Below are 11,936 nucleotides of genomic sequence, written 5' to 3'. Positions count from 1 at the left end.
GTCCTTCTGCCTGCGAAAAGGGATTGGGGGATGACGAAAGCCCGGAAAGAACCGGGCGGCCCGGCTACGTCCGCATCACTTGAAGGGCATGGCGTCCCGGCGCGCGGGGAAGTGCCCCGGAGCCACGGACCGGATTCACAGGAGCCGGAGGCGCGTAGTGCAGCGGCTCGGCGGCCACCGGGGTGGCCGGCGGCGGCGCGGTGAGCACGGCGGGGGAGAGGTGTGCGAAGGCGCCGCAGTGCTGGGAGTCGTACGGGCAGATGTACGCCGCGACGTCCGGCGCGGGAGGGGCGGCGCTGAAGGCGGCGGCCGCGTCGTGGTGCTCACGGGGCTCTGCCGCGACGGCACCGAGGCAGACGAAGAGCGCGACGAGCAGCGTCGCCACGGCGCTCAGCAGCGCCATGGGACGTACGGTGCGCCTGCTGCGCCCGGTGCGGGATTGCCGCGGTCCCCCCATAGGCGGAGATCGTAGTGGGCGACGGCCGGACACCGGTCATACGGGTTGCGACCACTGGGCCGTAGGTTTCACGCGGCAGGGTTCGGCTACCCCTCTTGCATGTCGCAAAAGGAATACCGCCGGGGCCGCGACGAGACGCCGGACGAGCGCGCGGACCGGCGGTGGGGCGAGCTGCTCCAAGAGCTGCGGGTCGCGCAGACCGGTGTGCAGATCATGTTCGGTTTCCTGCTGACCGTTGTCTTCCAGCCGCGTTTCAACGAACTCTCGCCGACCGACCGGGACATCTACGTCGTCACCGTCGTGCTGGGAGCGGCGACGGTGGGCGCTCTCGTCGGCCCCGTGTCCTTCCACCGGCTCGTCACCGGTCTGCGGCTGAAGCCGCAGACCGTGATCTGGGCCTCGCGCCTGACGGTCGTAGGACTGGTGCTCATGCTCTGCACCATGGCCGCGGCGCTCCTCCTCATCCTGAGGATGGCGCTGCACGACACCTTCGCGCTGTGGCTGGTCGTGGGCCTGGTGGTCTGGTTCGTGCTGTGCTGGTTCGCCCTGCCGGCCTGGGCCCGGCATGCCAGTGCGGCCAAGGAATGACCGGGGTCAGTCCTTGGCCGCACTGGAGCGTATGAGCTGTCGCCGTTACGGCGCGGTGCCTACGCGGCGCCGCCACGCGGGGCGGACGCACGGCGGCGCGACTGCGCCGGTGCGCTGCGGCGCCCGCGCTGCGACGAGGCACTGCGCTTCGGCCGCTCGCTTACCGGCGACGAGATGATGACCGGGACACCCGAGGGGGCCTGCGCACCGGTGATCCGGGTCAGCTCGGCGTCACCGGAGCGGACCTGGGCGGTGTGCGGGGTGATCCCCGCGGCCTGCATCAGGCGGGTCATCTCGCGGCGCTGGTTGGGCTGCACCAGCGTGACGACACTGCCGGACTCACCGGCACGGGCGGTACGGCCGCCACGGTGCAGGTAGTCCTTGTGGTCGGTCGGCGGGTCGAAGTTGACGACCAGGTCGAGGTTGTCGACGTGGATGCCGCGTGCCGCGACGTTGGTCGCCACCAGCACCGTCACGTGCCCGCTCTTGAACTGGTCGAGCGTGCGCGTGCGCTGCGGCTGCGACTTGCCGCCGTGCAGCGCGGCTGCCCGTACACCACTGGCCAGCAGGTCCCGGGTCAGCCGGTCGACGGCGTGCTTGGTGTCCAGGAACATGATCACCTTGCCGTCGCGGGCCGCGATCTCGGTGGCCGTGGCCTGCTTGTCGGCGGGGTGGACGTGCAGCAGGTGATGCTCCATCGTCGTGACCGCGCCCTGGGACGGGTCGACCGAGTGCACCACCGGGTCGGTCAGGTAGTTGCGTACCAGCTTGTCGACATTGCGGTCCAGGGTGGCCGAGAACAGCATCGTCTGGCCCTCGGGGGCGACCTGCTGGAGCAGCTCGGTGACCTGCGGCATGAAGCCCATGTCGGTCATCTGGTCGGCCTCGTCGAGGACCGTGATCTTCACCTGGTCCAGGCGGCAGTCACGGCGCTCGATCAGGTCCTTGAGCCGGCCCGGGGTCGCCACGACGACCTCGGCCCCGGTGCGCAGCGCACCGGCCTGGCGGCCGATCGACATGCCGCCGACGACCGTGGCCATCCGCAGCCGCACGGCGCGGGCGTAGGGGGTGAGCGCGTCGGTGACCTGCTGGGCCAGTTCACGGGTGGGTACGAGCACCAGCGCCAGCGGCTGACGCGGCTCGGCGCGCTTGCCGGCGGTCCTGGCCAGCAGCGCGAGGCCGAAAGCGAGAGTCTTGCCGGAGCCGGTGCGCCCGCGGCCCAGGACGTCGCGCCCGGTCAGCGAGTTCGGCAGGGTGGCGCCCTGGATCGGGAACGGCACGGTCACGCCCTGGGCGGTGAGTGCCGCGAGCAGGGGCGCCGGCATGTCCAGCTCGTTGAAGGCCTCGACGGAGGGAAGTGCGGGGGTGGTGCTCACCGGCAGGGCGAACTCGCCCTGCGGGGCGGAGGACCGGCGCTGCGGGGGCCGGCCGGAAGAGCGGCCGGGTGCCTGGGAACGGCCGGGTGCGGCCGGGCGGAAGCGCTCGCCGCGGTCGGTGCGGTTTTCGCTGCGGCCGGCGTAGTTGCCGCCGGCGCGGGTACGGGCGAATCGTTCACGGTCGTTCGAACGTGCTGCGCGGTTCATTCAGAACCTTCCTCGATGGGCACGTATCGAGGAATTCCGGGCAGCAGTGACTGCCGCAAGGAATCGCAAGAACGAGCCGGTAAATAAGAAGCCGAAATGAAGCGGGCCCAGAAGGTGTGGAAGCCTTCGGATCGGGCGCTTCGAAGTGGCTGGAATCCGCGCAGAGAAAGCGCGGAAGGAATTGGATCGGCGTGAATCGTGGCCGACCGCTTATGAGCCGGTCGCGGAGTACGGCGACCGAGTCGGGGCGACGATTCAAGACAACGAGTCGGGGCCCGCACCCTCAGGTGCGGGCCCCGACCGTGTCTTACGCGTCAGCGTCAGGCGGGAACGATGTTCTCGGCCTGCGGGCCCTTCTGGCCCTGCGTGACGTCGAAGGTGACCTTCTGGCCTTCCTGGAGCTCACGGAAGCCCTGGGTGGCGATGTTCGAGTAGTGAGCGAAGACGTCGGCGCCGCCGCCCTCCTGCTCGATGAAGCCGAAGCCCTTTTCTGCGTTGAACCACTTCACGGTGCCAGAAGCCATGTCATTCTCCTTTGGAGCAGTGCCGGAGCCCGCCCTGTGCGGACTCCGAGTCGCGTTGCCGCGATGATGCCCCGTCCGGAAATAAAGCACCGGAAATACGAAAGTGCGCCCGCAACTGTGGAAGCCACGGGAGCACTTGAAGTTTTGGGAACCACAACTGCAACTGAGATCCACAGTAGCACGATGCGTGCGGACCGCCAGGGGTCTTTAGTCACACCTGTCGTGGTGTCGTAATCCCTCCACGCGATCTCTCCACGCGCGCCGCATTGAATTCTGTTGTTGCCGCACTAGATATTTTGCTGCGGCTCGGCGGAGGGGTGGCGGGCGGGCCGGCGCAGCTGCTCGTTGATGCGCAGAGCGTCTTCCAGCTGGTCTTCGAGGATCACGATCCGGCAGGCGGCGTCGATCGGGGTGCCCTGGTCGACCAGCTCGCGGGCGCGGGCCGCCACCCGCAGCTGGTACCGGGAGTAGCGGCGGTGGCCGCCCTCGGAGCGAAGGGGGGTGATCAGCCGTGCGTCGCCGACGGCCCGCAGGAACGCGGGGGTGGTGCCGATCATCTCGGCGGCCCGGCCCATGGTGTACGCGGGGAAGTCGTCGTCGTCCAAGCGGTCCAAGCGGTCGGTCCTGCCATTCCGGTGGGTCTCAGCGGTCACTTGCACCATCTTCTGTAACGCGTGGAGCGGACACTACGAGTGTGGCATGTCTGCACCCGCCAGGACAGATTTCCCGGTGTCGTCGGACCAGTCCGTGTCCGGCCGGATGACCCACGGGATGTCCCATGGGCACTATGGAGAGTGTCCGGAGGACATCCGTACGAGGGGCCGCAATCTGCTGGTAACTGTGTGGTGGGATGCTCAGGTGCCCCGACGTGCGCCCGAGGCGTGGGAGCAGGCGGCTTGACCAGCAAGGATGGGTGGAAATGGATAAGCAGCAGGAATTCGTGCTCCGTACACTTGAGGAGCGCGACATCCGGTTCGTGCGCCTGTGGTTCACCGACGTACTCGGCTTCCTGAAGTCGGTCGCGGTGGCCCCGGCCGAGCTTGAGCAGGCGTTCGACGAGGGCATCGGCTTCGACGGCTCCGCGATCGAGGGCTTCGCCCGGGTGTACGAGTCCGACATGATCGCCAAGCCGGACCCGAGCACCTTCCAGATCCTTCCGTGGCGGGCCGAGGCCCCGGGCACGGCCCGGATGTTCTGCGACATCCTGATGCCGGACGGCTCGCCGTCCTTCGCCGATCCCCGGTACGTGCTGAAGCGCATCCTCGCCAAGACCTCGGACCTGGGCTTCACCTTCTACACCCACCCCGAGATCGAGTTCTTCCTGCTGAAGAACAAGCCGCTCGACGGCACCAGGCCCACCCCCGCCGACAACTCCGGCTACTTCGACCACACCCCGCAGAACGTCGGCATGGACTTCCGCCGCCAGGCGATCACCATGCTCGAATCCATGGGCATCTCGGTCGAGTTCAGCCACCACGAGGGCGCCCCCGGCCAGCAGGAGATCGACCTCCGCTACGCCGACGCGCTCTCGACGGCCGACAACATCATGACGTTCCGCCTGGTCATGAAGCAGGTCGCGCTCGAACAGGGCGTCCAGGCCACCTTCATGCCGAAGCCGTTCTCGGAGTTCCCCGGCTCCGGTATGCACACCCACCTCTCCCTCTTCGAGGGCGACCGCAACGCGTTCTACGAGTCGGGCTCCGAGTACCAGCTCTCCAAGGTCGGCCGTTCCTTCATCGCGGGCCTGCTCAAGCACGCCGCGGAGATCTCGGCCGTCACCAACCAGTGGGTCAACTCGTACAAGCGCATCTGGGGCGGCTCCACCCGGACGGCCGGCTCGGGCGGCGAGGCCCCGTCGTACATCTGCTGGGGCCACAACAACCGCTCCGCGCTGATCCGCGTCCCCATGTACAAGCCCGGCAAGACCGGCTCGGCGCGTGTCGAGGTCCGCTCGATCGACTCCGGCGCGAACCCGTACCTGACCTACGCCGTCCTGCTCGCCGCCGGTCTCAAGGGCATCGAAGAGGGCTACGAGCTGCCCCCGGGCGCCGACGACGACGTCTGGGCACTCTCCGACGCCGAACGCCGCGCCATGGGCATCGAGCCGCTGCCGCAGAACCTCGGCGAGGCGATCGCGCTGATGGAGCGCAGCGAACTCGTCGCCGAGACGCTGGGCGAGCACGTCTTCGACTTCTTCCTCAGGAACAAGAAGCAGGAGTGGGAGGAGTACCGGAGCGAGGTCACCGCCTTCGAGCTCCGCAAGAACCTTCCGGTGCTGTAGCGGCTCCTTCTCAGTGGGCGGCGAAGTCCTGGGTCCACCAGGGGCCGCCCGGGCCTGACGTCAGGCCGATGCCCATGTGGGTGAAACGGCAGTTGAGGATGTTGTCCCGGTGGGCGGCATCGCTCATCCAGTCGGCCACCGTGGCATCGGCCGTCGTGGGCCCGCGATGGATGTTCTCGGCCCAGGCGCTCCACGCGTAGCCCGCGGCGGAGATCCGTGCGCCGGGGTCGAGTCCGTCCGGGCCGGTGTGCTCGAAGTAGTTGCGGGCGGCCATGTCGTCCGCGTGCCGCTGCGCCGCCGTGCGCAGCTGCGGGTCGACGCGTACCGGCGGGCAGCCGCGCCGCGCCCGGTGGGCGTTGACCAGGTCGGCGACCTGCTGTTCGACGCCGGGCTTTTTACGGGCGGGCGGCTGCGTGCGGATGGCCTTCGGCGGCGTGGGCGACGGCACGGCGGTGGGGGACCGCGTGGGCTTGGCCGATGCCGATGCTCTCGCCGTGGGCGGTGCCTTCGGCGCGGGCCGTACGGGAGCCGCCTTCTGCGGGGGCACTGCCGCCGGGGCCGGAGCCGTAGGACCCTCGCCGGGACCCCACGGCCACAGCGCGACGGCGGTGGCCGCCGCCAGCACCGCCGCCACCGCGACGACAGCAGCGGTACGGGGGCGCTGTCGCGGTGTGGCGCTCGCGGTGACCTGCATGCCGGGTGATTCGGGGGCCGACAGGGACAACGGCAGAGGCACCAGACTGAGGCGGGCCAGCAGCCCCTCCGCGGGCACCAGATCCCCCGAGCGCCCCGAACAGCCGGCGCAGTCCCGCACATGCCGCGCTATGCGCTTGCGCCACAGCGCTGACGGCGCCTCGTCCCACGACGCGGTGAGCGCCTGAAGGCCGGGGCAGCCCGGCACGGCCGCCAGCGAACGCACCACCAGCCGCCCGGCCTCCAGCTGCTCCTTCACCCGCTGGACGCGGACCGCGGCATGGGCGGGCGCGATCCCGAGGGCATCGGCCAGCTCGCCCCGGGTGATCTCGCCCGCCGCCTCCAGCCACCACAGCGACAGCAGCTCCCGGTTGTCGGCGTCGAGCCAGCGGGTGGCCTCGGCCACCTCCCGGCGCTGCCCGGACAGGCCGAGCCGCCAGATGGTGAGCTCCACGAAGTCGGCCCCCGGATCAGGGACTTCCCGCGCCTGGTCGAGCGCGCCGACGGGAGGGCGGGCGCCGGGCGAGCAGTGGCGGCGTATCTGATTCATCGCTATCGCGATGAGCCAGGACCGGAACGCCCCGGGATCGCGCAGGTCGTCGAGCGCGTTCAGGGCGCGCAGCATGGTGTCCTGGACCACGTCGTCCACGTCGGCGTGACCGTCGAGCGCCCGGCCGACGACGTTGTAGACCAACGGCAGGTGAGCCGCGAGGACTTGCTCCCTGGCCTGCACGTCCCCCGCTACGGCGGCTGCCACTACCGCGGTTCCGCAATCCCTGTCCACGCCCGCCCGCTCCACGCCCGCCCGCTCTCGTCCACCGGCTCGCGCCGTGCCCTGTGCCCGCACCGTCGGGGCTGCCTCAGGAGGAGGCGGCGAAGTTCTGGGTCCACCAGGGGCCGTTCGAACTGAGGTTGATGCCGACGCCGATCTCCTTGAAGGCGCAGTTCAGGATGTTGCCACGGTGTCCCGGGCTCTTCATCCAGCCGTCCATCGCCGTGCGGGCGTCCTGGGGGCTTTTGTAGATGTTTTCGCCGTACGTCGTCCAGCGGTACCCGGCAGCCGTGATGCGCTCGCCGGGACCGGCACCGTCGGGATTGGTGTGGTCGTAGAAGTTACGGGCCGCCATGTCGTCGGAGTGCCGCTGGGCCGCGGCCTGGAGTTTCGCGTTGGAGGTGACGGGGGAGCAACCGTGCTTGTCGCGCTCCGTGTTGACCATCTCGATGACCTGCGCCGCGAGCTGCGCGGTCTTCCCGCCGGCCGGGGCGGCGTTCGTAACGGAGGGCTTGCCGGCGCTGCCGGAGCCGGCTGCCGGGGCTCGCTTGGGCGCGGCGGGCGCCTGGGTGCGGCTCTTTTCAGCCGTCGGGGTCGCCTTGGGGGTGGCGCTGCGCTTGGCCTTGGAGGGGGAGGCGGAGGTGGTGGCCTTGCGGGACGGAGTGCCGGAGGGCTTGACCGACGGGGTCGCGGAAGGGGTTCCGCTGGACCGGAGTTCCTCCGGTGTGGGAGACGCCTCGGCTGCCGTGCTCGTCCTGGCGCCGGAGTTCGCCAGCGACTGGACGGCGCCGTATCCGCCGGCGACGACCGTTATCAGCGCCACCGCTCCGACTGCGACGCCCGCCCGCCGCGGTCGGCGGCTTCGGTGTGCCCCGCTTCGGCGGCTGTGCCGGGCGGGAGTCGGGTCGTACGGCGAGGTCTCGCGTTCCTGGTTCATGCGGGTCAACTTCCGGTGTGGGGCTGGTGAGTGCTGGTCCAACACTCTGGAGACCCGGCCGCCGGACACCGATAACAGAAATCTTGCGGACGATCTCATCTCATCTGTGGCTGAGCTGGGCGGCGGACAAACACATCGCCCGCCCCTGATTTCTTCAGGGGCGGGCGACGGTGGTCGGTGGAGCGGATTACGACATGTTGTTCTCGGCGTCCAGGTACGCCTTGATCCTGCGGTCGATTACGGCCGCCTCGGCGCGGCAACGCTTGGCCGCCGCGTACTCGCCTTCGCGCTCAAGGCGGTTGGCCTTGGCCTTCAGGTCGGCGGACTGCTGGCGCAGCTGGTTGATGTTCACGGTGATGGCACCGCCGCGAGCGGCCATGGCCTGCTGGCCGGTGGTCGTGACGGCCTGCGCGGGCAGTGCCGTGAACAGAACGCCTCCGGCCATCGCTACGGTCACAGCGACGGTGGAAATGCGTCGACGCATGAGCTTCCCCTTGTTCAACGTCAGGTAGTTGGTGAGTAACTGGGTTACTCGTTGGTAACTATAAACGACATGATCTTCCTTCTGTACGCACGGTGGCGGGCCTGGCGGGGTATCCGCGCCAGTGGGACCATTTGGGGGAAAGCACCAAGAAGGGAGCGAAATGTCTGTCATCAAGGAATCGATCGACATCGACCGCCGCCCCGAGGACGTCTTCTCCTACGTGACCGACCCCTCGCACATGCCCGAATGGCAGGAGAGCGCGGTCTCGGCGACCAAGCTGGGTGACGCCCCCCTCGCCGTGGGTTCGAAAGTGAAGGTCACCCGCCGGATAGGGCGTCGGGAAATGCCGATGACCATGCAGGTGTCCGAGCTGGATCCGCCGAGGAGCTGGCGTATCGACGGTATCGACGGCCCCGTCAGAGGGCATGTGAAGGGCACGATCGAGCCGATCGGCGACGGGGAGCGGTCGCGGGTGACCCTGGCCCTCGACTTCGAGTCGCACGGGATAGGCAAGCTGCTCGTACCGCTCGTCGTGCGTCCAAATGTGCGCAAGGAGATGCCGAGGAACGAGCAGCATCTGAAGGATGTGCTCGAAGCGAGCGCGTAGGCCCGGCTCGCGTAGGCCCGGCCTCGGTCAGCCGAAGGTCCAGCGGGTCTGGCTGTAGACGTCCTTGCCGAAGCCGAAGGCCCTGGTGGGCGCGACGCGGAAGACCACGGCGCGGTTGCCCTGGCCGTAGAACGCTCCGTCGCGTACGTCGAAGTGCCAGTCCTCGCCGTACTTCGTCTCGTACGCCTCCGCGAGGCGCCGCAGACGTGACTCGTCCGTCTCCGCCACCGCCTCGCCCTCGACGACCAGGTCGAATCCCTCGCGGAGGGTATTCGTCCCTGTCGTGAGGACGACGTGCGCGTTGGCGGCGAGGTTCTTCGCCTTGCGCTCCTGCGGGCCCGTGCAGAAGTGCAGCGCGTCGTCCTGCCAGACCGCCAGCAGCGGGGTGACGTGTGGACGGCCGTCCGGACGTACGGTCGTCAGCCAGAACAGCTCGGCCTGCTCCAGGCGGCCCGCCGCATCGGGCCAGGCGGTCGCCATCGCGCTCTTGTCGCTGTAGCGGCCGTCCAGGCTGGTCAGGGGGTCCATGGTGGTACGTCCTTCCGCTCGAGGTCTCTCCATGAAGACAGACCCCGAGCCGAAGCGAAACTCAGCGGATGTGCGTCGTCAGCTGTGTCGCGACCGGCGCCGCGCCCACCGGATGCCAGGCGGAAGCGCCCCGGCCGGTCCAGTAGAGGCGGCCGTCGAGGGCCACCGCCGCGATGGAGGTGTTGCCCGCCAGGTCCGTGGTTGCCGCCGGGGCGCCCGCGAAGAGGAAGTCGCCCTGGTTCCACCGGGGGGTGCCCGTCGCGCCCGTCGCGCCCGTGGCGCCGGTCCCGCCGGTGGCGAGGTCGACCGTGCCCAGGCGGCCCGAGCCGTCCCGGGCCGCCAGCAGGGAACCGGTGGCGCTGACCGGGCCGAAGCCCGCCCGGCCGCCCAGATCCGTGACGGTGGCCGTAATGGCCGCCGCCGTTGCGCCGCCGGTGAAGCGGGCCGCCTGGACGGCGCCGGAGCCGGGCTTGCGGAAGTACAGGCGTACGCCGTCACCGTCCGCCCGGGCGGTCAGCGGCAGGGTGGTCGCGGGGAGCCCCGTGGGCACCGGGCCGCGCATCGGGGCGCCGGGGGCGTCCTGGGTCCAGGCGACCGCCGAGGTGAGGGTGTGCGCGAAGACGTACTGGCGGCCCGAGGCGTCGGTGGCGACGGCCGGATCGCCGTACACCTGCTGCCCGCCGAGCGTCTGCCACGGTGCCCAGCTGCCGTCGGGCAGCTGCGTGCGGGAGCTGAGGGCGTGGCCGCCGTCGCGGAGGTAGACGGTCGTACGGCCGTCGCGGTCGACGGTCACCGCAGGTGCGCTGATGTCCAGGGAATCGGGTGCGTGGGCGGGGCGCGGCATCCCGAGGGACTGCCAGGGACCGAACGGTCCGCCCGGCGTGCTCTGCACGCTGGTGACGACGTCCCTGCGGTAGCCGGCCGGGGCGTCGAAGGACGTACGGGTACCGAAGATGGCTATTCGGCCGTCGGGGAGCTTCTCGGACGCGATTCCGCTGTCCAGACCCGCGCCCTCGGCGAGCCGGGGACCCGTCCACGTGCCGTTCGCGCCCGGCGCCCGGTGCCAGACCGCCAGCCGCGTGTCCAGCACGGAGAACGCCCACAGCTCGCCCTCCTGGGCACCGCTCTGGAGCCAGGAGGTGCTGGTGTTGCGCGAGTAGCGAATGCTGTACGCCCAGCCGGGGCCCGCGGGGCGGCCCGACACCTTGCGGTCGCCGCAGCCGGCGTCGGTGGCGCAGTAATTGCTGGGGTACTCGGTCCAGGCGTACGTCTTCAGCGTCTGCAGCTTGTCCCGCACGGTGGCCGGATCCAGGACGTGCGGCATCTCGCCGTTGAGGTAGCCCAGGTAGTTCTGGACGCTGAAGTGCGGGTGGCCCTTGGTCTTGCCGTACTCCGTGAGCGCCTTCTGGGCGAACCTGGCGCCGTACATGTGGTCCTGGTGATCGGGGAGCAGGTGCGGCGTCTCCGCGCGGCCGTTCGTCGGGTCGAGCATCCGTATGAACGTCGGCTCGAAGCGCTTCAGGATCCCGGTGATCGTCTGTACGACCTGGTCCTTGGTGTACGCGTAGTTCTCGGCGACCGGGGTCCCGGACGACAGCTCCGACTCCAGCGTCTCGACCTTGCCGTCCCACAGTCCGTGCAGGCTGTTCGGCCGGTTCGCGGCGCTCGCGCCCGCCTCGTGCAGCTGCACCCAGACCAGATTGACCTCGGGCCGTGCCTTCAGCGTGTCGAGTTCCGCCCAGCCGCCGCCGTCCGTGCGGATCGCGGAGCGCTGCCAGGGGCTGGTGCGGTCGCCGGTGGCCATCTCGGCGTAGGCGGCGCGAATGCCGTTCTGCCGGGCCTCGGCGTACCGGGCCTTGTCGGCGGCGGGGCGCGGGATGCCCGCGTACTTGCTGCCGCCGGGCGCGTTGACACCGTCCGCCTCGCCCGCCGTCAGGAACACCGAGGCCAGGCTGTGGCCCGAGCGGATCGACTGGCTGAGGTCGGGGTTCAGGAAGAACAGGTCGTCGTCCGGGTGCGAGACGATCTGCACCACGGACTCGCCGTCGGTACGGAGCGGCTTCACGGGGGCGGCGGCGGGCTTGCCGGTGACACCGGTGGAATCCGTGGAACCGGTCGAACGGTCAGGACCCGCGGAGCGTGCAGAGCCTTCCGAGCGGGCAGAGCCTTCGGACCCGGAGGAAGCCGTCGGAACAGCGAGCTGGACACCCCCCACCGTCACGACCACGCTCGCGAGCAGAACGCCCAGCAGATTGCGGCGTGACAGCAGAACGGAACTACGGGCCCTGGGCGACATAGAGAAGGTGCTTTCGGTGTGCGTCGGTACGGGATATGGCGCCCAGGACGGCGCTGATCTGCGCTGACGATTGAGCTGGCAGTGAAGATGGTGCAACAGGGCATCCGGTTCACCGAAGGTGAAAGCTCACGTTGTTGTACATCTCACGTGGTTTGCGGGAGCCACCCCCGTTGGCCAGGCGAGCCA

At 69.7% G+C, this 11,936-nt stretch carries 12 protein-coding genes; 3 read left to right on the top strand and 9 right to left on the bottom strand.

The genetic code is table 11. From position 1 onward, the window contains the following. Window positions 1-64: 64 nt before the first annotated feature. Complete coding sequence (locus tag PXH83_RS06570) at window positions 65-403, bottom strand: hypothetical protein (protein WP_274557757.1); 339 nt, start codon at window positions 401-403, stop codon at window positions 65-67. A 153-nt stretch (window positions 404-556) separates the two neighbouring features. Here PXH83_RS06570 and PXH83_RS06565 point away from each other — a divergent pair, with 153 nt between their 5' ends. Next, on the top strand, window positions 557-1,045 hold the full coding sequence (locus PXH83_RS06565) for a DUF6328 family protein (protein ID WP_274557756.1): 489 nt from the start codon (window positions 557-559) through the stop codon (window positions 1,043-1,045). Window positions 1,046-1,104: 59 nt separating this feature from the next. Here the strand turns inward: PXH83_RS06565 and PXH83_RS06560 are convergent, their stop codons facing one another. The 3 genes from PXH83_RS06560 to PXH83_RS06550 form a co-directional block, all read right to left on the bottom strand. Next, a complete protein-coding gene (locus PXH83_RS06560) occupies window positions 1,105-2,628 on the bottom strand; it encodes a DEAD/DEAH box helicase (protein WP_274557755.1) in 1,524 nt (507 codons plus the stop codon). Between the two features lie 320 nt (window positions 2,629-2,948). Further along, window positions 2,949-3,152 carry a cold-shock protein gene (locus PXH83_RS06555; RefSeq protein ID WP_028811307.1) on the bottom strand — a complete coding sequence of 68 codons (204 nt, stop codon included), beginning with the start codon at window positions 3,150-3,152 and terminating at the stop codon, window positions 2,949-2,951. 287 nt (window positions 3,153-3,439) lie between these two features. Next, window positions 3,440-3,727, bottom strand: coding sequence for a MerR family transcriptional regulator (locus PXH83_RS06550; RefSeq protein ID WP_420803212.1), 288 nt, complete (start codon window positions 3,725-3,727; stop codon window positions 3,440-3,442). A gap of 344 nt (window positions 3,728-4,071) precedes the next feature. On the opposite strand from PXH83_RS06550, the gene PXH83_RS06545 reads away from it, so the two are divergent. Beyond that, window positions 4,072-5,433: a glutamine synthetase family protein gene (locus tag PXH83_RS06545; protein ID WP_069929022.1), complete on the top strand. Its 1,362-nt coding sequence runs from the start codon at window positions 4,072-4,074 to the stop codon at window positions 5,431-5,433. A 10-nt stretch (window positions 5,434-5,443) separates the two neighbouring features. Here PXH83_RS06545 and PXH83_RS06540 read toward each other — a convergent pair whose 3' ends face one another. From PXH83_RS06540 to PXH83_RS06530, 3 genes are all read right to left on the bottom strand, one after another. Beyond that, window positions 5,444-6,883: a sigma-70 family RNA polymerase sigma factor gene (locus tag PXH83_RS06540; protein ID WP_274557739.1), complete on the bottom strand. Its 1,440-nt coding sequence runs from the start codon at window positions 6,881-6,883 to the stop codon at window positions 5,444-5,446. Between the two features lie 103 nt (window positions 6,884-6,986). Beyond that, the gene (locus PXH83_RS06535; RefSeq protein ID WP_274557737.1) at window positions 6,987-7,835 is read right to left on the bottom strand and encodes a CAP domain-containing protein; all 849 of its coding nucleotides are present in this window, start codon (window positions 7,833-7,835) and stop codon (window positions 6,987-6,989) included. Window positions 7,836-8,022: 187 nt separating this feature from the next. Beyond that, entirely contained in the window at window positions 8,023-8,319 is a 297-nt protein-coding gene (locus tag PXH83_RS06530; RefSeq protein ID WP_274557735.1) for a hypothetical protein, read from the bottom strand. A 160-nt stretch (window positions 8,320-8,479) separates the two neighbouring features. Here PXH83_RS06530 and PXH83_RS06525 point away from each other — a divergent pair, with 160 nt between their 5' ends. Then, window positions 8,480-8,926, top strand: a complete 447-nt coding sequence (locus PXH83_RS06525) for an SRPBCC family protein (RefSeq protein ID WP_274557733.1) — start codon at window positions 8,480-8,482, stop codon at window positions 8,924-8,926. Between the two features lie 27 nt (window positions 8,927-8,953). On the opposite strand, the gene PXH83_RS06520 is transcribed toward PXH83_RS06525, so the two are convergent. Next, a complete protein-coding gene (locus tag PXH83_RS06520) occupies window positions 8,954-9,454 on the bottom strand; it encodes a pyridoxamine 5'-phosphate oxidase family protein (RefSeq protein ID WP_274557731.1) in 501 nt (166 codons plus the stop codon). Between the two features lie 61 nt (window positions 9,455-9,515). After that, window positions 9,516-11,750 carry a DUF8189 domain-containing protein gene (locus tag PXH83_RS06515; RefSeq protein ID WP_274557729.1) on the bottom strand — a complete coding sequence of 745 codons (2,235 nt, stop codon included), beginning with the start codon at window positions 11,748-11,750 and terminating at the stop codon, window positions 9,516-9,518. Window positions 11,751-11,936: the final 186 nt, after the last annotated feature.

The sequence above is a fragment of the Streptomyces spiramyceticus genome, from assembly GCF_028807635.1.
Lineage (GTDB): Bacteria > Actinomycetota > Actinomycetes > Streptomycetales > Streptomycetaceae > Streptomyces > Streptomyces spiramyceticus.
Note: the sequence above shows the minus strand (reverse complement) of the source record. Positions and strands in the feature narration are given on the sequence as shown.

Excerpts from the sequence above, each read along its gene's own strand:
- PXH83_RS06570 (WP_274557757.1), bottom strand. The coding sequence starts at position 403 with ATGGCGCTGCTGAGCGCCGTGGCGACGCTGCTCGTCGCGCTCTTCGTC.
- PXH83_RS06565 (WP_274557756.1), top strand. The coding sequence starts at position 557 with ATGTCGCAAAAGGAATACCGCCGGGGCCGCGACGAGACGCCGGACGAG.
- PXH83_RS06560 (WP_274557755.1), bottom strand. The coding sequence starts at position 2,628 with ATGAACCGCGCAGCACGTTCGAACGACCGTGAACGATTCGCCCGTACC.
- PXH83_RS06555 (WP_028811307.1), bottom strand. The coding sequence starts at position 3,152 with ATGGCTTCTGGCACCGTGAAGTGGTTCAACGCAGAAAAGGGCTTCGGC.
- PXH83_RS06550 (WP_420803212.1), bottom strand. The coding sequence starts at position 3,727 with ATGGGCCGGGCCGCCGAGATGATCGGCACCACCCCCGCGTTCCTGCGG.
- PXH83_RS06545 (WP_069929022.1), top strand. The coding sequence starts at position 4,072 with ATGGATAAGCAGCAGGAATTCGTGCTCCGTACACTTGAGGAGCGCGAC.
- PXH83_RS06535 (WP_274557737.1), bottom strand. The coding sequence starts at position 7,835 with ATGAACCAGGAACGCGAGACCTCGCCGTACGACCCGACTCCCGCCCGG.
- PXH83_RS06530 (WP_274557735.1), bottom strand. The coding sequence starts at position 8,319 with ATGCGTCGACGCATTTCCACCGTCGCTGTGACCGTAGCGATGGCCGGA.
- PXH83_RS06525 (WP_274557733.1), top strand. The coding sequence starts at position 8,480 with ATGTCTGTCATCAAGGAATCGATCGACATCGACCGCCGCCCCGAGGAC.
- PXH83_RS06520 (WP_274557731.1), bottom strand. The coding sequence starts at position 9,454 with ATGGACCCCCTGACCAGCCTGGACGGCCGCTACAGCGACAAGAGCGCG.
- PXH83_RS06515 (WP_274557729.1), bottom strand. The coding sequence starts at position 11,750 with ATGTCGCCCAGGGCCCGTAGTTCCGTTCTGCTGTCACGCCGCAATCTG.